Source organism: Arthrobacter sp. NQ7, from assembly GCF_029581595.2.
In the GTDB taxonomy this organism is placed as follows: Bacteria; Actinomycetota; Actinomycetes; order Actinomycetales; family Micrococcaceae; genus Arthrobacter; species Arthrobacter phenanthrenivorans_B.
In genome coordinates this window covers 55159-78516 of the sequence record NZ_JARFXU020000018.1, presented here as the reverse complement: position 1 = coordinate 78516, position 23358 = coordinate 55159, and the positions used below count along the sequence as shown (strand labels likewise).

Here is a 23358-nt window from a genome sequence, read left to right as displayed (position 1 = left end):
CCGGACCTGGCAAGCCGGGGGTCAGGCCTGGCCCGATTCCAGCACTTCCAGTGCGTAGGCAAGGTCCTGCGGGTACCCGCTGGTGACCGTCACCCGCTCCCCTGTCACGGGGTGGTCGAAGGCCAGTTGGCGGGCGTGCAGCCATTGCCGGGTAAGACCCAGGTTGGCCGCGAGCCGGGGGTCGGCACCATAGGTCAGGTCTCCGGCGCACGGGTGGCGCAGGGCGGAGAAGTGGACCCTGATCTGGTGGGTGCGGCCGGTCTCAAGATGGACCTCCACCAGGCTTGCCTTGCCGAAGGCCTCCAGGACTTCGTAATGGGTTACCGACGGGCGGCCGTCCTCGATCACGGCAAAGCGCCAGTCATGTCCCGGGTGGCGGCCAATGGGGGCGTCGATGGTGCCGGTCAGCGGGTCAGGGAGTCCCTGCACCACTGCGTGGTAGACCTTGTCCACGGTGCGTTCCTTGAAGGCCCGCTTCAGCGCGGTGTACGCCCGCTCCGATTTCGCCACGACCATCACACCCGACGTGCCGACGTCGAGCCGGTGCACGATGCCTGCACGCTCGGGAGCGCCCGAGGTGGAAATGCGGTAGCCGGCGGCGGCAAGCCCGCCCACCACGGTGGGCCCTACCCAGCCGGGCGATGGATGGGCTGCGACGCCAACGGGTTTGTCGACGACGACGAAATCATCGTCGTCGAGCAGGATATCCAGGCCTTCCACAACTTCCTCCACGACTTCCAGGGGGTCCCGGCGTTCCGGGATGGTGACGTCCAGGACGTCGCCGGCCACGAGTTTCGCCGACTTACCCAGGGCCTTGCCCCGGTTCAGGACATGGCCTTCGGCCAGCAGGGCCGCGGCGACGGAGCGCGATACCCCCAGCAGGCCGGCCAGCCCGGCATCGGCCCGGGTTCCGGCGTACTCGCCGGAGACGGTGATCCGCTCACTCATGGCCGGGCTTGTCCTTGTGCGCGCTGCCCAACCGTGTGCCGTCCAGGGCGATCCCGCGGATGGTCAGGATGCAGATGATGGCGACGGCGGACACAACGGCGGAGTCTGCGATGTTGAATATCGCGAAGTTGGGAAGCTGGATGAAGTCCACCACGTGTCCCATGCCAAAGGATGGCTCCCGGAAGAGCCTGTCGGTCAGGTTGCCCAGGGCTCCGCCCAGCAGCAGGCCCAAGGCCAGGGACCACCAGGCCGAGCCGAGCCGTCGGACCTGGAACAGAATCGCGATGGCGACCCCGGCCATGATGATCGAGAACACCCAGGTGACGTTCTCGCCGATGGAAAATGCGGCCCCGGAGTTGCGGATGAAATACCAGTGCAGCAGTGGAGGCAGCACGGGAATGCGTTCCCCTTCCACCATGGTGGAAGTCACCCACAGCTTGGTCAGCTGGTCCAGGACATAGGCGAAGACCGCGAACCCCGCGAACAGGGACAGCAGCACAGCCCGGCGGGGCCGGTGCGTGGGTGGGACAGGGCGTGCCGCGTCCGCGGCAAGTTCGTCAGTCATGGTGCTTTCAATTCGGGGGAACTGGGGTTCAATGCCAAAAGCCGGTGGCCGAGGAATCCTCAGCCACCGGCTTTCAGAATACGTGCTGCCAGGCTTAGTTGGCTTCGCTGACTTCCGGGGTTGCCACGGAGCCACGGGCTTCGAGGTCGCGGAGCTGGCCTTCGATGTAGGCCTTCAGGCGTGAGCGGTAGTCGCGTTCGAAGCCGCGGAGCTGCTCCACCTTGCGTTCCAGCACGGAGCGCTGCTGCTCCAGTGCACCAAGGATCTTGCGGGACTTCTCCTGCGCGTCGTTGACGAGGCTGCTGGCTTCGATCTGCGCTTCGGCGATGATCTTGTCCTTCAGGGCCTGGCCGTCGGCGACGTGGCGGTCGTGCATCTGCTGGGCCATGGCCAGCAAGCCGGCCGCGGATTCGGCGGAAGGAGTGGCGACGGAAGCGGGCGCGGCCGGTGCGGCGGCAGCCGGAGCAGCCGGCTGGACGTCCTTCTTCTTGTTGGCTTCGGCAGCCTTCGCCTCGGCCTCGGCCTTCTCGCGGGCCTCGTCCTTGTCGGCCTTGACCGGCGCGGGGACCTTTTCCACCACGGGGGCTCCGGCGGAGCTTGCCGGAACGCTGGAACCGGCTTCGGCGAGCTTCTTGCGGAGCTCGTCGTTTTCCTGGTTCAGGCGGCGGAGTTCAACGACGATTTCGTCCAGGAAGTCGTCAACCTCGTCCTGGTCATAGCCCTCGCGGAACTTGGTGGGCTGAAAGCGCTTGTTGACAACGTCTTCTGGCGTCAAAGCCATCTGGTCACCTCACTGGTCTGGTTAGTCAGTAGGCCTTCCGGCCGTCAAAACTACGGTACCTAAATTTGGTCTGCTTACTCTAATTCAACACTGCGGTGTCAAACGGGAGGGTTCTTCGCTTTACAGTAGCTGTTCCGGGAAGGATCGGACTGCATTGCTGGGTCTAATTGGTGTTTCAGGCCAGGCCCCTGGTGACGCTCATCGCAATGCTGACACCGATGAACAGAATCAGGAAGCCCAGGTCCAGGGAGACGCCGCCAAGCCGGAGCGGCGGGATCAGCCGCCGCAGTCCCTTGAGTGGCGGGTCGGTGATGGAGTACACGGCGTGCGCCACCACCAGGGCCGCGCCCCGGGGGCGCCATTCCCGCGCGAACATCTGCACCCAGTCGAAGACCAGGCGGATAATGAGGGCTACGAAGAACAGCAGCAGGGCGAGATAGAGAAGTCCGAAAACAATTCCCATGACTTATTCCAGATCTCCATGTTCATGCGGTGCCTCCGTGGCGGAGTCCGCTGCGTCTACCGCTGTTGTCTTGTCTATTTCAGCACAGATGCCAGACAGGTGTCCCTGCCTGGCATCTGATAGCAGCCCTGGAGCTTAGCTTTGGTTGAAGAAGCTGGCCTGCGTGTCGCTGGCCTTCTTATCGTCACCGATGACTTCCACGTAGGACGGTGAGAGAAGAAACACCTTGTTGGTGACCCGCTCGATGCTTCCGCGCAGGCCGAAAACCAGCCCTGCGGAGAAGTCGACCAGGCGCTTCGCGTCAGCCTCGCCCATATCCGTGACGTTCATGATCACCGGAATACCGTCGCGGAAACTTTCACCGATGAGCTTGGCGTCGTTGTAGGAACGCGGGTGGATGGTGGTGATCTGGCGCAGGCCGGTGTTCTCTTCGCGGCTCGAGGCCGCGCGCTTTATGGGGGTCACAGGGGCGCGGTATTCCTCTTCAGGGGCGTAGGACGCCTCGCGGCTGACTTCGCGGACGGGTGCCGGAGCACGGCGTTCCTCGCGGTCAACTTCCATCGGTTCGTCCTCATCCTTACGTGTGGTCTGGTGCTCGGACTCGTAATGCTCATCGCCGTCGGCGAGCCCAAGATAGATCATTGTCTTGCGCAGAGCGCCGGCCATGGTCGACTCCTAATCGTGTCCCGTAAGCGGGCCGCCCAATGACTTGACAGCACTGGAGTCCCCCGCCCATCACTTCCAATAGGACCGACGCTACCCCACGGCGGGACGGGAACCGAGAATATCGGAACCGATTCGCAGGTGTGTCGCCCCGAACTTGATGGCGGCCTCAAGGTCCTGGCTCATGCCCGCCGAGATTGCCGTGGCGCCGGGGTGCTCTGCCGCCAGCAGGGCCGAGATCCCGGCCAATTTTTCGAAGGCCGGTTCCGGCGGCGCCCCCAGCGGTGCCACCGCCATGACGCCGGCGAGGTTCAGTCCGGTCGATCCGGCGATCTGCTCTGCCAGAGCGGGGACATCGGCGGGAGCCGCCCCGCCCCGGTGCGTGCCGGCGTCCTCCTCGAGGCTGACCTGGATAAAGCAGTCCAGCGGGGCACGGCCGGTGCTGTCGATCCCGGCCCGGACCGCCTTTGCCAGGGCTTCCACCAGTTGCGGACGGTCGACGGAGTGGACGGCTGCGGCGTAACGGGCCACGGACTTGGCTTTTTTGGTCTGCAACTGGCCCACAAAGTGCCACGTCAGCGGCAGGTCAGCCAGTTCCAGGGCCTTCGCTGCGGCTTCCTGGTCCCGGTTTTCGCCGACGTCCCGGACGCCAAGGCCGGCAAGGCGGCGGATGTCCTCTGCCGGATGGAACTTGGTGACGACGATGAGGGCTGGAAGCCGGCCGCCGCGGCCGGCGCCGGCGGCTGCCGCAGCGATCCGCTTCCGCACAGCCGCAAGCCGCTGCTCAAGTTCTGCCGTCCGCGGGTCCATGTCCTGCCGCTGCCCGGCGCCCGACGGCTCAGTCATGGCACCAGAGCAGGCCGGCGAAGCGGCCTGTGGTGGGATTCCGGCGGTAGGAGTAGAGGCTTTCCGTCTCAAGGGTGCATCCACCGGTGTACTCGACGTCCACCCCGGCAGCCTCGAGCTGGCTTCGGGCGCCGGCGGGAAGGTCCAGGGCAGGAGTTCCCCAGGAGGTTGTGCTCCGGGTAGCCGGCACCGCGGCGGCCACCTCATCGCGCAGGGCGGCAGGAACCTCGTAGCAGGCGCCGCAGATCGAGGGACCCAGCCACGCCCGGATCCGGGTGGCGCCCAGGGATTCCATGGTGTCAACGGCTGCGGGGATGACGCCCTGCGCGATTCCGGGGCGGCCGGCGTGGACGGCGGCCAGGACCGGTCCGGCGCCGGACTCGCCCGTGAGCAGCACAGGAATGCAATCCGCCACCATGACTGCCAGCGGCAGTCCCCGCGACACCATCGCGTCGGCTTCCGGGGCAGGCGTCTCTGCATTCATCAGGGCCACGGTGGTGCCGTGGACCTGGTTCATGAAACGCAGCGACCGGGACGCCAGTCCAACGGAGTGCTCCAGGCGTTCGCGGCGCATGTGCACGGCGGCGGGGTCGTCCCCCACATGCAGGGCAAGGTTCCCTGCCTGCGCATCGGTGAATGCGGCCGACACCCCGGGGAGGATGTCGGCCCGCCAATGGAACAAGCCGCTGCCTACTTCAGGAAGTCGGGGACATCCAGGTCATCCGGGTGGGTTCCGGTCAGGTCCGGCTCCACCACGGAGGGCAGGTCGACGTCGAAGCCCGAGTCGGCAGGGACGGCCGTGGGACGCTGCTGGCCCCAGTTGCTGAGGCCGGCCGCGCCGACGCCGGCGTGGACCGGCTGGGTGTTCTGCTGGTGGTTGCCGCCCTGGTGGTTTCCGCCCTGCTGGTGGGCGGAGGCGGGAGCAGCTGCAGGCGCTGCCGGCCGCTGGGGTGCCACCTGCGGCTGCGACTGGTCCATGGAGGGCGAGGTGGCCTTGACGTCGTCGAAGCCGGCCGCGATCACGGTGACGCGCGCTTCATCGCCAAGGGCGTCGTCGATGACCGCGCCGAAGATGATGTTGGCTTCGGGGTGGGCCACTTCCTGGACAAGGCGGGCGGCCTCGTTGATTTCGAACAGGCCGAGGTCGGAACCACCCTGGATGGACAGCAGCACGCCGTGGGCGCCGTCGATGGAGGCTTCCAGCAGCGGCGAGGCGATGGCCAGCTCGGCCGCCTTCACAGCGCGGTCTTCGCCGCGGGCCGAGCCGATACCCATGAGGGCCGAGCCTGCACCCTGCATGACGGACTTGACGTCCGCGAAGTCCAGGTTGATCAGGCCGGGGGTGGTGATGAGGTCGGTGATGCCCTGCACACCGGACAGCAGGACCTGGTCGGCGGAGCGGAAGGCGTCCAGGACGGAGACGTTGCGGTCGCTGATGGAGAGCAGGCGGTCGTTGGGGATCACGATCAGGGTGTCCACCTCGTCCCGCAGGGCGTCGATGCCGGCCTCCGCGGAACCGGCGCGGCGGCGGCCTTCGAAGGTGAAGGGGCGGGTGACCACGCCAATGGTCAGGGCGCCGAGGGAGCGGGCGATCCGGGCCACGACGGGCGCGCCGCCGGTGCCGGTGCCGCCGCCTTCGCCGGCGGTCACGAAGACCATGTCGGCACCGCGCAGGACTTCCTCGATCTCGTCGGCGTGGTCTTCGGCAGCCTGCTTGCCCACTTCGGGGTTGGCGCCGGCGCCGAGGCCGCGGGTCAGCTCGCGTCCGACGTCGAGCTTCACGTCGGCGTCGCTCATGAGCAGGGCCTGGGCGTCGGTGTTGATGGCGATGAATTCAACACCCCTGAGGCCGACCTCGATCATGCGGTTGACTGCGTTCACGCCACCGCCGCCGATGCCGACGACTTTGATGACGGCCAAGTAATTCTGCGGAGCTGCCACGTTACGTGTCCCTTGTTCGTGTCTTATTGCGAAAACTGATGGAGAGCTTGAAGGCTGCAACTTTAACCTTCGAGTTGAAGGTTATAGTTATGTCAAGTAACTCTTGTCTGTGACGGTATTTCCTCTGGTGCACACATTCAATAACCGGGTCCGCGTGTCGGATTAATACCGGGAAAGAAAGCGCTCAGCGCGTCACGGGGTGCCGGGGCACACTGACATCGTAGACCCTGACCGGGTTCTTGGGGTCCGCCGGAGCCTTCAGGAGCGCGGCCAGGACCTTGGCCTTGAGTTCCTTCTCCGAGGCGTTCCCCCACACGATGGTCTGGCCGTCCACCAGCTTCAGTTCTACGGCGTCAACGGACTGCGCGGAGGCGTTCGACAGCTTCGCCAGCACATCTGCCGGCAGGGCTCCCAGGACCGCCGCCGTGGCGCGGAACAGGTCCTGCCCGATCGCCCCGGCGCCGCCGTCAATGACCGGCAGCGCAGCGGACGCAGGGTCGTCGGTTGTTGCGAGCTGGACGCCGTCGACGTCCACCAGCTGGTACTGCTCCCCCTGCTTGACCAGGGCGACCGGCACCCGCTCGTGCACTGCCACGGCCAGGGTGGACGGCGGCCGGGCCTCAACTGAAACGGACTTGACCTGGACCAGGGACCCCAGGAGCGCGCTGACGTCCGCGTCGCTGATCTGGGGCAGCGGCCTGCCGCGCAGTGGTTCAAGCGCGGCCTGGACCTGGGCGGGCGTGATGATCCTGGTGCCCGTGACGGTGATGGTCTGCAGGGCGAGGACAGGCGAGTAAACCGCGGCCACGAGCAGCCCCGCCACCAGCGCGATGACGGCACCCAGTGCCAGCAGGACCTGCTTGCGGCGCCGCCGCCCCCTGGGTTCGGGGAACGCCAGGACCGTTGCCCCGGAGGTTTCCCGCGGCTTCGCCGGCTTCGGCTCCGAAGGATCCGTCATGCTGCGGGATGCGGTGATCACATCGCCGTCGGAAGGGGCCGGGTTCCCGGCGCCCTTCCGGGGCTCGGCGCTGCTCCCGTTCCCGGCACCGGGCCGGCCGGACCGCTTGGGCGGAGCATAGGTGGGCCGGCGGGAGCTAGGCACGCAGCGCCTCCACGATCCTGGGGCCGAACGCCGTGACATCGCCGGCGCCCACGGTCAGGACCACGTCCCCGTCCGCTGCTGTTCCGGCAAGGGTATCGACGGCGTCGGCGGCACTGACCAGCCGGCCGCCCTTGTCGAGGTGGTCGGCGATGAGCTGGCTGGTCACGCCGGGGATGGGGTCCTCCCGGGCGGGGTAGATGTCCAGGACCAGGGCGGTGTCTGCGAGGTTGAGGGCCTGGGCGAACTCGGCCGCGAATTCCCTGGTGCGGGAAAACAAGTGCGGCTGGAACAACACGTGTACCTTGTGCCCGCCCGCCACGGAGCGGGCCGCGGTGAGGGCTGCACGGACCTCAGTGGGGTGGTGTGCATAGTCGTCAAAGACCCGCACGCCCCTGGCCGAGCCCTTCAGTTCGAACCGCCGTGAGGCCCCCGAGAAGTGGGCCAGCCCTGCCGCCGCGGCCTCCGGGGCAACGCCAAGTTCCAGCGCAACGGCGAAGGCCGCTGCGGCGTTGAGCGCGTTGTGCCGTCCGGGGACCTGGAGGGACAACCCGTACCCCACCCCCGCCGCCGACACGGCCACGTGGCCGGGACCGCCGTCGTCAAGCCGGAGGTCCGCACGCCCGTCCGTCCCGTACAGGACCACCCTGGTGTTCCCCCGCGCCCGGGTCCGTTCCGCCAGAGCTAGCGCCCCGGCGTCGTCCGCGCACGCCACGAGCAGCCCGTCGGCGGGCAGCAGCCCGGTGAAGCGGTCGAAGGACTCGTAGACGGCCTCGGCGGTGCCGTAGTAGTCCAGGTGGTCGGGCTCGACGTTGGTGACGACGGCGATGCGCGGCCGGTAGTTCAGGAACGAGCCGTCGGACTCGTCGGCCTCGGCGACGAAGATGCCCGACGTGCCATGGGCCGCGTTGACGCCAAGCGCGGGGATGTTGGCGCCGACGGCGAAGGACGGGTCCAGCCCGGCGGCCTTCAGCAGTACGGTGATCATCGACGTCGTGGTGGACTTGCCGTGCGTGCCGGCGACCGTCACGACGGTGTCGTCCCCCATGGTGGCCGCGAGGGCCTGGGACCTGTGCAGCACCGGAAGGCCTGCCTGCCGGGCGGCCGCCAGCTCCGGATTGTCCCCGCGGATCGCCGACCCGGCCACCACGGTCTGCGCATCGTCGAGGTTCGCTGCAGCGTAGCCGACGGCGATGCGGGCACCGGCTGCGGCGAGGTCGGCCATGACGGGCAGGTCCTTGGCGTCCGATCCGCTCACGGGAACGCCGCGCGCCACCATGATGCGGGCCACGGCGGACATGCCGACTCCTCCAATGCCGATGAAGTGCACCTTGCCAAGGGATTCGAGGCCGGGCGTGCTGTGGGGGCTCATGCAGATACCGCTTCCAGGACAAGACCAGCCATGCGCTGGTCGGCATTTCGGATGCCAAGCCGGTAGGACTTGGCTTCCATTTCGGCAAGCCGTGCTTTATCGGTGATCAGCGGAATCAGTTCACGGGCAATCCACTCCGGGGTGAAGTCCCTGTCCGCAACCAGCAGCGCGCCGCCTGCCGCCACCAGGCCGGCCGCGTTGAGCGCCTGCTCCCCGTTGCCGATGGGCAGCGGCACCAGGACTGCCGGGACGCCAACGGCGGCAACCTCGCTGACCGTGGCGGCGCCCGACCGGGCCAGCAGGAGGTCTGCCGCGGCGTAGGCACGTTCCATGCCGTCGATGTACTCAACCTGCCGGTAGCCTTTGGCTGCGAGCGGCTGGCCCGCCTGGTCAAGCACGGTCTTGCCGCGGCCGGTGATGTGGAGGGTCTGGATTCCGGCAGCGGAAAGTTGTTCAACAGCGGCGGCGAGGGCGCGGTTGATGCTTTGCGCACCGGAGGACCCGCCGGTGACGATCAGGGTGGGCTGCCTGGGATCCAGCCCCAGCGCCTCACGGGCGGCGGTACGGGCGGCTTTACGGTCAAGGCCGGAAATTTCCTTGCGCATGGGCATGCCCACGTGGACCGCGTTGCGCAGCGGGGTACCCTCGAACGCTACGGCGACGCGGCCCTTCAGGAGCGCGCCTACCCGATTGGCCAGGCCCGGACGGGCGTTGGCCTCATGGATCACGATAGGGGTACCGCGCTTCCGCGCCGCAAGGTACATGGGGGTGCAGACGTATCCGCCCACGCCCACCAGCACATCCGCCTGCGCCTGGTCCAGGATGGCCCCGGCCTGACGGACGGCGCCGGCCAGCCGGGCCGGCAGGCGGAGCAGGTCCGCGGACGGCCGCCGCGGAAACGGAACCCGGTCGATGGTGGCCAGTTCCACCCCGGCAGCCGGGACCAGCCGGGTTTCCATTCCCGTGGGTGTCCCGACCGCCAGGATGGCGGCCCCGGGGGCTTCACTTCGGAGCGCAGCGGCGATGGCGAGCAGGGGGCTGATATGGCCCGCGGTGCCGCCGCCGGCGAGGACGATGGAAGGGTGGGTCGCAGTCATCTGGGGTTAGGCACGCTTTCTGGAATTCTTTGGTTTCTTCTTGTCCCGCCCTGTCCGGGCCGTGAACTTCAGCATCTTTTTCGGGCGCATTGCCGGTGCCATCTGTTCCCTGGCCAGTGAGAGGACCACGCCCACGGCGCACAGCGACATCAGCAGGGCCGAACCGCCGTAGGAAATAAAGGGCAGCGGCACGCCGATAACGGGCATCAGGCCGGTGACGACCGACATGTTCACGGTGGCCTGGCCGAGCAGCCAGACCATGATGGTTCCGGCCAGGACCCGGTGGAACATATCCTCCTGGGCCACCACCACGCGGTAGATGGCTGCACCGAGGATAGCGAAAAGGATCAGGACGACGACGGTCCCCACCAGGCCGAGTTCCTCACCGATAATGGCGAAGATGAAGTCGTTGTGGGCTTCGGGGATCCAGCTGTACTTCTGCCGGCTTTGCCCCAGTCCCACGCCCAGCCAGCCGCCGGATGCCAGTCCGTACATACCGTTGGTGGCCTGGTAGTTGGCGTCGATGCCGTCGGCGCAGGACTGGCCGGTCCACCAGGACGTGATGCGGCACATGCGGTTGGAACTGGTGACGGCCATGACCGCGGTGCCGGCAGCGGCGATGATGCCGGCGATGCCGAAGAGATAGAGGGGAACCCCTGCGAAGAAGAGCGCAGCGGCCATGATCATCATGATGATCATGGCGGTGCCCAGGTCGTTGCCCACAAGGATCAGTACGATGACGACCGCCGCCACAGGCACGGCCGGGATGAGCACATGCTGCCATTGGCCGAGCAGTCGCCCTTTCCGGGCCAACACCGTCGCCAGCCACAGGGCAAGGGCCAGCTTGGCAGCCTCTGAGGGCTGGAACGTGATGCCGCCCAGGTCGATCCAGTTGCGGTTGCCGTTGACCTCGTCGCCCACAACCTGCACGAGCCCAAGGAGCAGGACCGCGATGCCGACGGCGGGCCACGCAAGCCGTTTGAGCCATACGACATTGATCCGTGACAGCACGAACATGGTGAAGATGCCGATTGCGGCGAAGACGCCCTGCTTCAGGGCATCGCCGTATGGGGATTTTCCGGCAGCGATTGATTCCACGCTGGAGGCGGAAAGGACCATCATGATGCCGATCGCCGTCAGGGCCAGCGTGGCGCCGAGGATGAGGTAGTACGTGGAGCCGTTCCGGGAGGTACCGGTGCCTTCCAGCGCCGACCAGAAACCGCGGTACGCGGACCGCAGCCTGGCTCCGGCCGTGGCGGGCCGCCGTGCTGCCGTGGCCGTGGAGCCGGGGCGCGGCTTGCCACCCTTGGCCCGGGTGGGCGTGCTGACCATTGTTACTCCTCGCCGGTCTGGGCCTGCCCTTCCACCAGCTCGCGGACAGCGTCGATGAAAGCACCACCACGGTGAGCGTAGGAAGAGAACTGATCCATGGAAGCAGCTGCCGGAGCCATCAGCACGGTATCGCCGGATTCGGCGAGCCGTGCTGCTGACGCCACCGCCCATGACATCACCTGTTCTCCATGGCCGGGTGAACCGGCCGGGATGCCATCGGCCGCCGGAGCAGTCTGCATTCCTTCAGTGTCACCCGCTCCCGGTTCGATCACCGGGACATCGGGCGCGTGTCGCCGGAGGGCTTCACGGAGCGGCGAGGTGTCGGTTCCGATCAGTACCACCGCTTTGAGGCGGGCTGCATGGTCCCTGACGAGGTCGTCATAGCTCACGCCCTTGGACAGGCCGCCGGCGATCCAGACCACATTGCTGAAGGCCGAGAGCGAGGCCGCCGCTGCGTGCGGGTTGGTGGCTTTGGAGTCGTTGACCCACAGCACGCCGTTCATCCGGGCCACAGGCTGGATGCGGTGGTCGCCCGGCACGTAGTCGAGGATGCCCTGGCGTACGGCCTTGGCATCGACGCCGTAGGCCCGTACCAGTCCAGCCGCCGCCAGGGCGTTGGCCACCATGTGCCGCGGGGCAAGCGGCCCAAGATCGGCCATGGAGGCCAACTCTGCAGCGCTGTTGCGGCGTTCCTCGATGAAGGCCCGGTCCACCAGCAGCCCCTCCACCACACCGAGCATGCTGACGGCCGGTGTAACCGTGGTGAATCCTACGGCGCGGCAGCCCTCCACCACGTCGGCGTTCTCCACCATGCGCTCGGTTTCCACTTGCTCGGCGTTGTAGATGCAGGCCTTCTGCGTCCGCTCGTAGACCTTGGCCTTGTCCGCCAGGTAGGAATCGTAGGAGCCGTGCCAGTCCACGTGGTCTTCGGCCACGTTGAGGCAGACGCTCGCCACCGGCGAGACGGATTCCGCCCAGTGCAGCTGGAAGCTGGACAGCTCCACCGCGAAGACGTCATAGTCCACCGGATCGCGGAGGGCATCAAGGATCGGGGTCCCTACGTTGCCGACGGCGATCGCCTTAAGTCCGGCGGCCCGCAGCATCGATTCGGTGAGACCCACGGTGGTGGTCTTGCCGTTGGTGCCGGTGATGGCGAGCCAGTCCGCGGTCTTCCGGCCTTCCCGGATGCGCACGCGCCAGGCGAGCTCGACGTCGCCCCACACGGGGATGTGCGCCCGTGCGGCAGCGGCCAGCAGTGCCTGGTCGGGACGCCAGCCGGGCGAGGTGACGATCAGTTCCGGGAGCCCGCCGTCGATGCGCGGGATGTGGGTGACGGCGTCGGGGCCCAGCAGCACGTCCGCGGCGCCGACGATTTTGAGGGTGTCTGCGTGGGCGCGGGCGGTGTCGCTGGTGGCGGCATCCACCACCACCACGCGTGCGCCCAGTTCGATCAGCGTGTCGGCGGCCGCGAAGCCGGAGACACCGATGCCGGTAACCACGACGCGGAGGCCGGTCCAGTCGGAGTCCCACGAAACGAGGTTTGCCAGTCGGGGGGAAACGGTCACAGCAGTACAACCCATTCTGCGTAGAAGATGCCCAGGCCCACGGCGACGAAGAGTCCGCCCAGGATCCAGAACCTGACCACCACGGTGACTTCGGCCCACCCCTTCAATTCGAAGTGGTGCTGCAGCGGCGCCATCTTGAAGACGCGCTTTCCACCCGTGGCCTTGAAGTAGCCCACCTGGATGATGACGGACAGGGTGATCAGCACGAAAAGGCCGCCCACGATGCCCAGGAGGAGCTCGGTCCGGGACAGAATGGCGAACCCGGCCACGGCACCGCCGATGGCCAGCGATCCGGTGTCGCCCATGAAGATCTTTGCCGGGGAGGTGTTCCACCAGAGGAAACCGACCAGCGCGGCGCTCAGGATCGCGGCCAGCAGTGCCAGGTCCAGGGGGTCCCGGACGGAGTAGCAGCCGCTGCCGGCCTCCCGGGGTGAGCCACAGGCCTGGTTGCTCTGCCATATGCCCATGAGGGTATATGCACCGAAAACCATGATGGAGGCTCCCGCTGCCAGGCCGTCAAGGCCGTCGGTGAGGTTCACCCCGTTGGTGGCTGCGGTGACGATCAGGTTCGACCAGATGACGAAAAGGATGGCGCCCAGCACGGTTCCGCCGAAGGCCAGGTCAAGCCAGGGCAGGTCGCGGACCAGGGAAATTTTGGTCGATGCGGGAGTCAGTCCGGCGTCGTTGGGGAAGTTCAGCGCCAGGATGGCAAAGACGATCCCGACGGCTGCCTGGAGGATCAGCTTGGCCTTGGCATTGAGCCCCAGGCTGCGCTGGCGGGAGATCTTGATGAAATCGTCCAGGAAGCCGACCAGGCCCATGCCCACCATGAGGAACAGCAGGATAAGGGCTGAGGCAGAAGGGCCGGGCGAATCGGGGTTCATCATCAGCATGATGAGGTGGGTAAGCCCGTAGCTGAGCAGTACGGCGGCCACCACCACGGTCCCGCCCATGGTGGGTGTTCCACGCTTGGTGTGGTGCGAGGTGGGGCCGTCATCACGGATGAACTGGCCGTAGCCCCGGTGAACGAGGAGCCGGATGAACAATGGCGTGCCCACAAGGGCGCACAGCAGGGCAAGGCCTGCGCCGATCAATAGAGCAATCACGGCAGAGTGCTCCTTTCGCCGGCGGGGGTGGGGGTTGGGGGTAATGCTATCCGATCGCCCAAATGGCGAAGTCCAACGCTGTTGGAGGACTTGAACAGCACCAGATCGCCCGGCTGCAGTTCCACGTCGAGGATTTGGAAGGCCTCATCCACCGTCTCGGCGAAGATGCATTCGTCGCCCCAGGATCCCTCCTGCACGGCGGAGACGTAGAGGGCCCGTGCTTCCCGGCCCACCACCAGAAGGCGGGAGATGTTGAGGCGGACCACCTGGGTGCCGACTGCGGTGTGCTCGCGGATGGAATCCTCACCGAGTTCCAGCATGGCGCCCAAAACGGCCCAGGTGCGGCGGCCGCGGCCAAGATCGGCAAGGGTGCGCAGCGCGGCACGCATGGATTCCGGATTCGCATTGTAGGCGTCATTGATCACGGTGACGCCGTCCGGCCGTTCGGTCCGTTCCATGCGCCAGCGGCTCGCGGCAGCCTGGTTGCTCAATGAATCAGCGATCTGGTCCCCCGGGACTCCTGCCGCCCATGCCGCTGCGGCTGCTGCCAGCAGGTTGCCGGTGTGGTGGGCTCCAATGAGCCGGCTGGCCACGTGGCGTGGCGCGGCGCCGTCCGGCAGTTGGAGATCGAACTCGGGGCTGCCTTCGGCATTGGTGTCCGCCTTCAGTGCCTGCACCTGCGCGTCCTGGCGCCCCTCTGCGGAGAAACCAAGGACGGCAGCCTGCGTGCGGCTGCGCATGGCGGCGACGCGTTCGTCGTCGAGATTGATGATGGCGGTGCCGGCGGCGGACAGCCCTTCGACCATCTCGCCCTTCGCCAGCGCGATGTTCTCCACTCCCCCGAATTCGCCGGCGTGGGCGGTCCCCACTGCCAGGACGACGCCGATGTCCGGCTTGACCATGTCGGACAGGTACCGGATGTGGCCGATTCCGGTGGCGCCCATTTCGATGACGAGGTAACGGGTGTCGGTGCCGGCGCGGAACACGGTCAGCGGAACACCCACCTCCCCGTTGTAGGAGCCTCGCGGCGCCACGGTGTTGCCCTGGGTGGCCAGGATTCCGGCCAGCAGGTCCTTGGTGGTGGTCTTGCCGGCGGAACCGGTAATGCCCACAACGGTGAGCTTGTCTCCAGCGTCGGCGCGGGCGGCACGGATGCGCCGGACGGCCTCGGCCGCGAGTGCACCCATCGCCAGGACGGCGTCATTGACCACGACTGACGGGTAGGAGGCGCCGTCAGGGGCGGCGACCGGGTGCTCCACGAGCGCCAGGACCGCACCGGAGGCAAAGGCTGCGCCGATGAAGTCATGGCCGTCGGCGTGCTCGCCCGGCTTCGCGACGTAGAGCGAGCCCGGGGTGGCTTCGCGTGAATCCGTCACCACCGAGAGGGGCGTAATTCCGGGATCGGCGTCCAGGCGCCCGCTGGTGATTTCGGCGATTTCCGCCGCAGTAAATGCAATCATCTCGGTCTAGGACTCTATCCGGTCGTCGTGGAGAACGTTGAATCCCCTGGCTGTCAAGGCGGTGCGCAGCTCCACCCTGTCGTCCAGGGCAAGGTTGACCCCTTTGACTTCCTGCCAGACCTCGTGGCCGCGGCCCGCCACCAGGATCGTGTCCTCCGGGCGTGCCAGGGCTACGGCGTGCCGGATGGCTTCGTCCCGCGGGAAGACTTCCAGCAGACCGGCACCCAGGGACTCCTTGTCGATGGCTTCCCGTGCCCCGGCCAGCACGTCTGCCCGGATGGCCGCCGCATCCTCGTCGTGCGGATCGTCATCGGTGATGATCACGGTGTCCGCGAGCCTCGCGGCGATGGCGCCCATGGCCGGCCGTTTGCCCTGGTCCCGTTGGCCGGTGGCTCCGAACACGACGATCAGCCGCGAGCCCGGTTCCGGCGACCGTACGGCTTCCAGCGCGCGGGCCAGGGCGTCGGTGTTGTGGGCGAAGTCGACAACGGCAGCGGGTTTCTCCGCGACGAGCTGCATCCGTCCCGGTACGGCGACGGTGAATGGGTCGGCGGTGTCCAGGGCTGCCTGCAGTTCTGCCGGGTCCACGCCGGAGGCGAGCACCATGAGCGCTGCCAGGGCTGCGTTGGCCACGTTGAAGCTTCCGGGCAGCCCGGTGTGGATGTCCAGGGTGGTCCCGCCTGGCCCGGTGAGGGTGAAGTCCGTGCCCAGCCCGCGGGGCGAAGACCGGGTCACTGCCCAATCCGCAGGGGCCCGGCCACTGGTGCTGAGCGTGGTGAGGGGCACCTGGCTGGTGCCGGCCAGGCGCTGGCCCCACTCGTCGTCGACCGTCACCACTGCACAGCGGGCCCGCTCCGGCGTGAAGAGCTGTGCCTTCGTGGCGAAGTACCCGTCCATGGTGTGGTGCAGGTCCAAGTGGTCCTGGGTGAGGTTGGTGAACCCCGCGACGTCGAAGACCAGACCGTCCACCCGCTGGTATGAGATGGCGTGTGAGGACACTTCCATGGCTGCCGCATCCAGTCCCCGCTCATGCATGACGGCCAGAAGCCCGTGCACCTCGGGCGATTCGGGGGTGGTGAGGAGGCTGGGGATCGGCTCCCCGCCGGCGAGGATCTCGATGGTGCCGATCAACCCGGTCTTCCGGCCCAATGCGCGCAGCAGCGAGGTGATGAAGTACGTCGTGGTGGTCTTCCCGTTGGTTCCCGTAACGCCGAAGAGCTGCAGCGGGGTGCCGCCGGCGGATTGGCTCCGGTAGATCATCGCGGCCAGCGGCCCCACGCCGTTGCGGGGCTTGTCCACGACAAGGACGGGCACGGGGGTGTCCGCGGACAGGGCAAGAAGGCGCGCACCGGCGTCGTCGGTGAGGACGGCAACCGCCCCGGAACCGACGGCGTCGGTGACGAAGTCGGCTCCGTGCCGCACCGCTCCGGGCAGGGCGACGTACAGGTCGCCGGGTTCGACGGTGCGGGAGTTGATTGAGATGCCGGTGATCTCCACGTCGGCGGCAGGAGCAGGCACGGCAACGCCAAGGGCCTGCCCGACGGCGGCCAGCGGGACCGCTGCCACGGCTGAGGGCCGGAAGCGGGCTGGGTTTTCGTCCCGGGCCGTGTCGCTGCCGGGCGTGCTGAACTCTGACAAGGGGATCTCCGATGGTGCTAGTGGGTGCCCGGCATGGTTCGCGCCGGGCACTGTGATGCGCTGGATGCTGCTGGTACTCGCGGCGGCGCAGCGGCTACTTGGCGTACTGCGGCATTCGGGCCGGCTCGCCGGTTGACGGCTGGACGTTGTAGGTCCGAAGCGTCTGGCTCATGACGGACCGGAACACCGGACCGTTGGTGATGCCGTAGATGCTGCCCTTGGGCCGCTGAAGCACCACCTCAACAATAAACCGCGGATCATCCATCGGCGCCATTCCAACGATGGAGGCCGTGTAGCCGCAGTAGCCGCTCTTGCCGTCGTCGCATGGTGACTCGGATGTTCCCGTCTTGGCCCCCACCCGGTAGCCATCGATGCCCGCGTCCTTGATTTCACCCTCGGTCACGGCGCTCTCCAGGATGTCCTGGACCTGCTGGGCGGTGTTCCCGGAGACAACCTGCCGTGAGGGCTGGGCCGGGACCTTCTCCTCTGTGCCGTCCGGTGAGATGTACGAATCGATGAGCCTTGGCTGCAGCATGACGCCGTTGTTGGCAATGCTCTGGTACGCCCGCACCGTCTGGAGCGTGGACTGGGAAACGCCCTGCCCGAACAGGACGGTGTATTGCTGGCGTCCGTCCCACTGGTCCGGCGGGGTAAGGATGCCGGATGCGGTCGCCGGAAGCCCGATGTCGGGTGCCTCGCCGATGCCGAACTTCTTCAGCCAGTCGTAGCGCTGTTCCTTGCTGAGCCGCTGGCCGGCCATGACCGTTCCCGTGTTCATGGAATAGCCGATGATGCCGGCCAGTGTCCGTTCCTCGGTTCCGTGGGTGAAGGCGTCGCTGAACGTTTGGCCATCCACGGTGTACGTGGGTGGAATGGTGAAGTGGTCCAGGGGGCTGGCGAGCCCTTCGTCGATAACGGCGGCAGCGGTCATCATTTTTTCCACCGAACCCGGCTCGTAGGCGGCGGTCACCGAGCGCACGCCGCGGTCCTTTGCGGCCACCAGCCCTGGATTGTTCGGGTCCGGGGCGTTGGTGTCCGCCAGCGCGAGCAGGTTCCCGGTCTTGGCGTCCATCACGATGATGACGCCCCATTCGGCGCTGAGCTTGTCCGCCTGGCTTTGGATGGCCTGCTGCGCAAAGTACTGCAGGTCCGAGTTCAGCGTGAGTTTGACGTTCTTGCCGTTTTGCGGCGGCGTCAGCTCGTCAAGGCCAACGGGAATGCGGAGTCCGTCGGCGCCGATTTCGAACAGGCGCTTGCCGTCCTTGCCCTTGAGCTGGTCATCCTGGGTCTGCTCGATGCCGGCTTGCCCCGTCGTGCCGTCCTGGAGGAACCCCACCACGCCCCCGGCCACGGCGCCGTTCGGGTAGACGCGCTTGCTGACACCCTCCGCAACAATGCCAGGCACCTGCAGCTTGGAAATGCGGTCCTCCACATCGGGCTTCACTTCCTTGGCCACAATGTAGTACGGCTTCTCACCCGTAACGGCCTCCCGTACGGCGTTGGTGTCCATGCCAAGCGCCGAAGCGAGCTCCGAGATGGCCTGGTCGCGGCTGACGTCCACCAGCTTGTCGTGGCCATCGGCCTGGGGCTCCAGCCGTTTGTAGGAGTCCGTCTTCGTGTTAACGCGCTGGTCAACCACGATGTTGTAGCGGATGACACTGTTGGCCAGCACGGTGCCGCGCGAGTCCAGGATGCTGCCCCGCTCAGCGGGAAGAATCGCCGACGTCATCCGGCTGTTCAAAGCCGCTTCAGCCATCCCTCCGACGTCCAGCCCCTGGACCAGGAAGAGCTTCCCGCCCACCACCAGCAGGAGCGTGAGCATGATGCCCAGCCCCAAACGCAAGCGCTTCGTGGCGTTGGGTGCCTTGCTTTTTCCTGCCTTGCCGGTCGTCTCCGCCACCGTGATATTCCTTGCTGCTCGACGCTGCTGCCTGTCCTGCCTGACGGCCTACTGTCCGGGGACCTTCTGCTGCGGTGCCGGAATGGATCCACCGTGAAGTTCGGGCGCCGGTACGGCTGCGGCCGCGGCAGCCGCCTTGTCGGCGGCAGCCTTCGCCGCATCGTTGGCCGCTTTGGCGGAGGCGGCGTCTGCCGCCGCCTTGCCGGCGTCGCCAGCCGTGGCCGACCTGTCCGCGGCCGTGGCCGACTTGTCCGCACCCGCATCCTTGGCCGCCGGCGGCACAATAAGCTGTCCGGCCACGGCGGGTGAAGGGATCACGGCTCCCGTCGAGGCCCCCTTGACGGCAGGGGTGGCCTTTCCGGTGACCGAAAGCGTAGAGAGGTCGATCTGGCCCTTGACGGTGGAGGCCACCATTCCAAGCTCCGTGGCCTTGGCCGCCAGGTTCTGCGGAGCCTCGAAGTTCTGCACCTGCTGGGTGAGGTCCTGGTTCGCCTTGGTCAGGGAACTCTGCTTGGCACGCAGTTCCACTAACTGGTACTGCGCTGTGGATACGGAGATATTCAGCACCAGGACAGCGATCAGCGCCACGGCGAGCATGGCGAAGCACAGCACCACGAAGGGGGCACGGCGCTTGCGCGGCGCAGTGCGGACCACGGAGAGCGGCGTACGTTCCTTCCGTCCCCCACCGGGCTCGCCTGCGGGCCTGCTGTCGGCCGCCGAACTGCCGGGCACGACGGGAAAGTTCTTGACGGCGGCGGTGCTCATGCAGCTCTCCTGGCTCTGATTCGTTCTGCCGCGCGGAGCCTGGCGGAGGCAGCGCGCGGATTTTCGGCGATTTCGGCGGCGGTTGGCACCTCGGTGCCTTTGGTCAGGGTCTTGAGTTCAGGCTTATGTTCTTCCAGCTCAACCGGGAAGCCGAGCGGAGCGGAAGACCTGGAGCGCGCCTGGAAGACGCTTTTGACGATCTTGTCTTCCAGGGAGTGGTAGGACATGACGACGATGCGCCCGCCGAGGGCCAGGGAGTCCACGGCCGCTGGAACGGCGCGCTCCAGGACGTCGAGTTCTTCGTTGACTTCGATCCTCAGTGCCTGGAAGGTCCGCTTGGCGGGATGGCCGCCGGACTTGGCAGCGGAGGCAGGGACCACGGAACGGATCTGCTCCACCAGTTCGCCAGTCGTGGTGAACTTTTTGACGGCACGTGCTGCGACGATTCGGTTCGCGATGCGCCCCGCGAACTTTTCCTCGCCCCATTTGCGGATGATCCGGACCAGGTCCTCTTCGCTGTAGGTGTTAACAACATCTGCGGCAGTCTGTCCGCGGCTCGTGTCCATCCGCATATCGAGGGGCGCGTCGAAAGAATAGGCAAAACCGCGCCCACGTTCGTCCAGCTGGAGGGAAGAAACGCCGAGGTCCATCAGGATCCCGTGCACTTCGTTAACGCCGAGATCTGCCAGGACGTCCTGGATCTCGTCGTAGACGGCATGCACCAGGTCAGTGCGGGCAGCAAAGGGGGAAAGCCGCTCGCCGGCGAGGGCCAGCGCTTCCTCGTCACGGTCGATGCCGATGAGGTGCAGGTCGGGAAACCGCTGCAGCATTGCCTCGGAGTGGCCGCCCATGCCCAGCGTGGTGTCCACTGCCACGGGGGTTTCGCCGCGGAGCCTCGCGGCTTCAAATCCAGGGGCCAACAAATTGATGCACCGGTCGCGAAGGACCGGCACATGGCGTTCGGACGTGGGTTTGGGCTGGTCGGTCATGCCTGTCCTTTCCCGCCGTCGTTGTCACCTGCTGTTTCCGGGACCAGATCCCCATCCGCGCCTACCGTTCCGCCCGCCTGGCTCCGGGGAAGGTGAGCCAGGTTGGCAGCCGGTGGGCCGGCTGGAGATCTCATCCAGGAAACCCTGCTGCCCCGCTCCTGGAATTCAGAGAATTCCCGGAATGGGATCGTCAGTTTCGGAAAAGGCTGTTTCCTTCTCCGCAAGGTATTCATTCCAAGCCTGGGCGTCCCAGATCTCGGCGCGGGTACCGGCGCCGATAACGGCAAGTTCCCTTCCGAGTCCTGCGTACTCCCGGAGCGCCGGTGGAATGGTCACGCGCCCCTGCTTGTCAGGTACCTCGTCCGAGGCTCCAGAGAGAAATACGCGGATATAGTCACGCGCCTGCTTGGAGGAGATTGGTGCCTCCCGCATCTGCTCGTGGACCCGTGCAAATTCCTTCTCGCTGAAGACGTAGATGCAACGTTCCTGGCCCCTTGTGAGCACCAGACCGCTGGCAAGCTCCTCCCGGAACTTAGCGGGGAGAATGATCCGTCCCTTTTCATCCAGACGCGGCGAGTGAGTGCCCAGAAACACTGGCCCACCGCCTGTCCGCCGTCAGGAACTGCACATCCCCTATGTTGCAACCACCCTCTTATGCCCTCCACATTACTCCACTTTCCACCACAGTCAACGCAAAACGGCCCTGTGGGCAGGGTTGTTGTGGGAAAACTTCCGTGAAATGGCGCCCTTTTGCGGCCGTGGTGGGAAGTGGAGGACTTTTCGCCTGCGCAGCCCCTATCGGCCCTGGCGGCAGCCGAAGGAATTGGCAGGCGCGCCGACGGAGGCCCTTAAACGCGAAAAGACCCGCCGAAGCGGGTCTTTTCGTCACGTCCCCTGCCCACGGGGAGTGGAGTGGAGGAGGCAGGTGCCGAAGGGGAAGTGGCTAGGGCTCGCCTCTGCGGCGTTCGTCCCAGCGCTCTTCGAGACTGCTCATGAACGAACTGCGCGGCTTACCCGGCTTTCCGCCGGCCGCCTTGACTCCTGTCTTTCCGCGGGAACTTCGCATGGTGGCGAAGTACACTCCGCCGCCCATCACCACGAAGCCCAACACGCCAACAAAGATGTTTTGGAGGGTGACCCCGACCAGCAGCAGGAAGACGCCGGCGAGTGCACACAGGACCCCAATAACCACATGCCTTGTGGACCATGAACGACCGGGGTCCGAACCCATTGAGTTCGCGAACTTCGGGTCGTCCTCGTGAAGCTGCTTTTCAAGCTGCTCAAGCAACTTCTGTTCGTGCTCCGACAGCGGCATCACGACCTCCTTTTGTAGGCCAACGTCCGGGCTGATCCCAGCCACTACTACTGCTCCGTAAAACGCCTGCTGTTGCTGGAAAGTTCCCGCTCCGCCGTCGATGGCAAAAACGGAAACCCAGCACGCGTCCGCGGGAGCGGGAGCATGTCCAAGAGGGTCCGGCAGTAAGTCCATTCACTCAAAAACTATGTATCTCTAAGGATAGATTGTTGAGGGCTGATCTGAAAGACGGCAATGACTTCGGCGGCCCCGTCAGGAAGGGCGCCCTGCCCCGTCGCCGGGCCGGTTTTCGGGCTCCATCAGGCGGGCCGGCAGGACGGACTTGTTGCCGAACTTGCGGGCCACTTCATCCAGGGCCTGCTCGGCCGCCCGCCAGTTCTCATCCCTGCGGTCGATGCTCAGCTGCAGGGACGTCCGGGCCGCCTCCTCGAGCTGCTCGGCCCGCACGCCCACCAGGCGCACGGCCATGGTCCTTGTCCCCAGGGACTCGAGGAGCTGCACTGCCACGGCGTAGATCAGCTGGGCACTGTCCACCGGGGTCTGGACGGTCCTGCTGCGAGTGACAGTGGAGAAGTCGGCGAAGCGCAGTTTCAGTGCCACCGTCCGGGCCACCATTCCGGAACTCCGCAGGCGGCCGGCGGTCCGGTGCGAAAGCCGCAGCAGTTCCCGGCGAAGGAGGTCCTCGTCGGCTGTGTCCGTGGCGAACGTCTCCTCCGCCCCGATGCTTTTCTCCAGCCGGACTGGAGTGACGGGACGGGGATCGATGCCCCAGGCCAGCCGGTGAACATGCTCCCCCGTGGCACCGAGGACCTTCTTGAGTGCGGACACGGGAGTGGCGGCGACGTCCGCCACTGTCCTGATGCCCATCTTGGCCAAAACTTCCCCGGTCTTGGCACCAACACCCCACAGCGCACCTACGGGGAGGCTGTGAAGATACGGCACGGTTTCGTCCGGGGTGATCAGCAGGAGCCCGTCGGGCTTGCACCGGGTGGAAGCGATCTTGGCAACGAACTTGGTTTCGGCGATGCCGACGGAAGCAGTGATGCCGAGTTCCGCTGCCACCCGGCGACGGATCAATTCACCGATTCCCCTGGGCGGACCAAGCCGCCGCAGCGCCCCGGTGACGTCCAGGAAGGCCTCGTCGACGCTGAGCGGCTCCACGAGGCCGGTGATCGATTCGAAAATGGCCATCAGCTGCCCCGACACCTCGTAATACAGCTTGTGCCGCGGTTCGATAATCACCGCCTGCGGACACATTCGCATGGCTACGGCCATGGGCATGGCTGACTTAACGCCGAATGCCCGGGCCTCGTAAGATCCCGAGAGGACAACTGACCGCTCCCCCGGGAAGCCGACAATCACGGGCTTACCGCGCAGCTCGGGGCGGGTACGGAGCTCCACCGAGACAAAGAACGCGTCCATGTCCACGTGCATGATGCACGTCCGCCGGCCGCCGGGAAGGCGCGCGGCGGATGGCTGATGTGTTCCTGCGGGCCCCACGCCTGCAATCCTA

Annotated in this window: 22 protein-coding genes; all 22 read right to left on the bottom strand. The window is 66.5% G+C overall.

The genetic code is table 11. The annotated features are described in order from the left end of the window. Positions 1 to 21: 21 nt before the first annotated feature. Positions 22 to 948: an RluA family pseudouridine synthase gene (locus tag PUN71_RS17065; protein ID WP_043453040.1), complete on the bottom strand. Its 927-nt coding sequence runs from the start codon at positions 946 to 948 to the stop codon at positions 22 to 24. Continuing rightward, the gene (lspA, locus tag PUN71_RS17060) at positions 941 to 1513 is read right to left on the bottom strand and encodes a signal peptidase II (RefSeq protein WP_043453041.1); all 573 of its coding nucleotides are present in this window, start codon (positions 1511 to 1513) and stop codon (positions 941 to 943) included. The genes PUN71_RS17065 and lspA overlap by 8 nt, the downstream gene beginning before the upstream one ends. Positions 1514 to 1607: 94 nt before the next feature. After that, the gene (locus PUN71_RS17055; RefSeq protein ID WP_277799375.1) at positions 1608 to 2294 is read right to left on the bottom strand and encodes a DivIVA domain-containing protein; all 687 of its coding nucleotides are present in this window, start codon (positions 2292 to 2294) and stop codon (positions 1608 to 1610) included. 175 nt (positions 2295 to 2469) lie between these two features. Then, entirely contained in the window at positions 2470 to 2757 is a 288-nt protein-coding gene (locus PUN71_RS17050; protein WP_043453045.1) for a YggT family protein, read from the bottom strand. A gap of 135 nt (positions 2758 to 2892) precedes the next feature. Further along, positions 2893 to 3423, bottom strand: coding sequence for a cell division protein SepF (locus PUN71_RS17045; RefSeq protein WP_043453046.1), 531 nt, complete (start codon positions 3421 to 3423; stop codon positions 2893 to 2895). 90 nt (positions 3424 to 3513) lie between these two features. Further along, positions 3514 to 4266 carry a YggS family pyridoxal phosphate-dependent enzyme gene (locus PUN71_RS17040; protein WP_277799374.1) on the bottom strand — a complete coding sequence of 251 codons (753 nt, stop codon included), beginning with the start codon at positions 4264 to 4266 and terminating at the stop codon, positions 3514 to 3516. Continuing rightward, on the bottom strand, positions 4259 to 4948 hold the full coding sequence (locus PUN71_RS17035) for a purine nucleoside phosphorylase YfiH/LACC1 family protein (protein ID WP_277799373.1): 690 nt from the start codon (positions 4946 to 4948) through the stop codon (positions 4259 to 4261). Before PUN71_RS17035 ends, PUN71_RS17040 begins: the two co-directional genes overlap by 8 nt. An 8-nt stretch (positions 4949 to 4956) precedes the next feature. Beyond that, the gene (ftsZ, locus tag PUN71_RS17030) at positions 4957 to 6207 is read right to left on the bottom strand and encodes a cell division protein FtsZ (protein ID WP_043453052.1); all 1251 of its coding nucleotides are present in this window, start codon (positions 6205 to 6207) and stop codon (positions 4957 to 4959) included. A gap of 184 nt (positions 6208 to 6391) precedes the next feature. Further along, positions 6392 to 7309 (bottom strand): cell division protein FtsQ/DivIB, encoded by a 918-nt coding sequence (locus tag PUN71_RS17025; RefSeq protein ID WP_277799372.1) that lies wholly within the window; start codon positions 7307 to 7309, stop codon positions 6392 to 6394. Continuing rightward, the gene (murC, locus tag PUN71_RS17020; RefSeq protein ID WP_277799371.1) at positions 7302 to 8678 is read right to left on the bottom strand and encodes a UDP-N-acetylmuramate--L-alanine ligase; all 1377 of its coding nucleotides are present in this window, start codon (positions 8676 to 8678) and stop codon (positions 7302 to 7304) included. The genes PUN71_RS17025 and murC overlap by 8 nt, the downstream gene beginning before the upstream one ends. Then, positions 8675 to 9775, bottom strand: a complete 1101-nt coding sequence (gene murG, locus PUN71_RS17015; protein WP_277799370.1) for an undecaprenyldiphospho-muramoylpentapeptide beta-N-acetylglucosaminyltransferase — start codon at positions 9773 to 9775, stop codon at positions 8675 to 8677. Before murG ends, murC begins: the two co-directional genes overlap by 4 nt. 6 nt (positions 9776 to 9781) lie before the next feature. Then, positions 9782 to 11107 carry a putative lipid II flippase FtsW gene (gene ftsW / locus PUN71_RS17010; RefSeq protein WP_043453063.1) on the bottom strand — a complete coding sequence of 442 codons (1326 nt, stop codon included), beginning with the start codon at positions 11105 to 11107 and terminating at the stop codon, positions 9782 to 9784. Between the two features lie 2 nt (positions 11108 to 11109). Continuing rightward, positions 11110 to 12687, bottom strand: coding sequence for a UDP-N-acetylmuramoyl-L-alanine--D-glutamate ligase (gene murD, locus PUN71_RS17005; protein ID WP_043453066.1), 1578 nt, complete (start codon positions 12685 to 12687; stop codon positions 11110 to 11112). Next, positions 12669 to 13778, bottom strand: coding sequence for a phospho-N-acetylmuramoyl-pentapeptide-transferase (gene mraY, locus PUN71_RS17000; protein ID WP_043453069.1), 1110 nt, complete (start codon positions 13776 to 13778; stop codon positions 12669 to 12671). Before mraY ends, murD begins: the two co-directional genes overlap by 19 nt. Continuing rightward, complete coding sequence (locus tag PUN71_RS16995) at positions 13775 to 15238, bottom strand: UDP-N-acetylmuramoyl-tripeptide--D-alanyl-D-alanine ligase (protein WP_043453072.1); 1464 nt, start codon at positions 15236 to 15238, stop codon at positions 13775 to 13777. Before PUN71_RS16995 ends, mraY begins: the two co-directional genes overlap by 4 nt. Before the next feature lie 6 nt (positions 15239 to 15244). Continuing rightward, complete coding sequence (locus tag PUN71_RS16990) at positions 15245 to 16876, bottom strand: UDP-N-acetylmuramoyl-L-alanyl-D-glutamate--2,6-diaminopimelate ligase (RefSeq protein ID WP_277799369.1); 1632 nt, start codon at positions 16874 to 16876, stop codon at positions 15245 to 15247. A 94-nt stretch (positions 16877 to 16970) separates the two neighbouring features. After that, positions 16971 to 18776 carry a peptidoglycan D,D-transpeptidase FtsI family protein gene (locus tag PUN71_RS16985; RefSeq protein WP_277799368.1) on the bottom strand — a complete coding sequence of 602 codons (1806 nt, stop codon included), beginning with the start codon at positions 18774 to 18776 and terminating at the stop codon, positions 16971 to 16973. A 48-nt stretch (positions 18777 to 18824) separates the two neighbouring features. Then, positions 18825 to 19541 carry a cell division protein FtsL gene (gene ftsL / locus PUN71_RS16980; protein ID WP_277799367.1) on the bottom strand — a complete coding sequence of 239 codons (717 nt, stop codon included), beginning with the start codon at positions 19539 to 19541 and terminating at the stop codon, positions 18825 to 18827. Beyond that, complete coding sequence (rsmH, locus tag PUN71_RS16975; RefSeq protein WP_277799366.1) at positions 19538 to 20530, bottom strand: 16S rRNA (cytosine(1402)-N(4))-methyltransferase RsmH; 993 nt, start codon at positions 20528 to 20530, stop codon at positions 19538 to 19540. Before rsmH ends, ftsL begins: the two co-directional genes overlap by 4 nt. 165 nt (positions 20531 to 20695) lie before the next feature. After that, the gene (gene mraZ, locus PUN71_RS16970; protein ID WP_018763545.1) at positions 20696 to 21124 is read right to left on the bottom strand and encodes a division/cell wall cluster transcriptional repressor MraZ; all 429 of its coding nucleotides are present in this window, start codon (positions 21122 to 21124) and stop codon (positions 20696 to 20698) included. A 349-nt stretch (positions 21125 to 21473) separates the two neighbouring features. Continuing rightward, positions 21474 to 21845 (bottom strand): SCO2097 family morphological protein, encoded by a 372-nt coding sequence (locus tag PUN71_RS16965; RefSeq protein WP_043453082.1) that lies wholly within the window; start codon positions 21843 to 21845, stop codon positions 21474 to 21476. 252 nt (positions 21846 to 22097) lie between these two features. Beyond that, positions 22098 to 23279: a DNA polymerase IV gene (gene dinB, locus PUN71_RS16960; protein ID WP_156133881.1), complete on the bottom strand. Its 1182-nt coding sequence runs from the start codon at positions 23277 to 23279 to the stop codon at positions 22098 to 22100. Positions 23280 to 23358 lie beyond the last annotated feature (79 nt).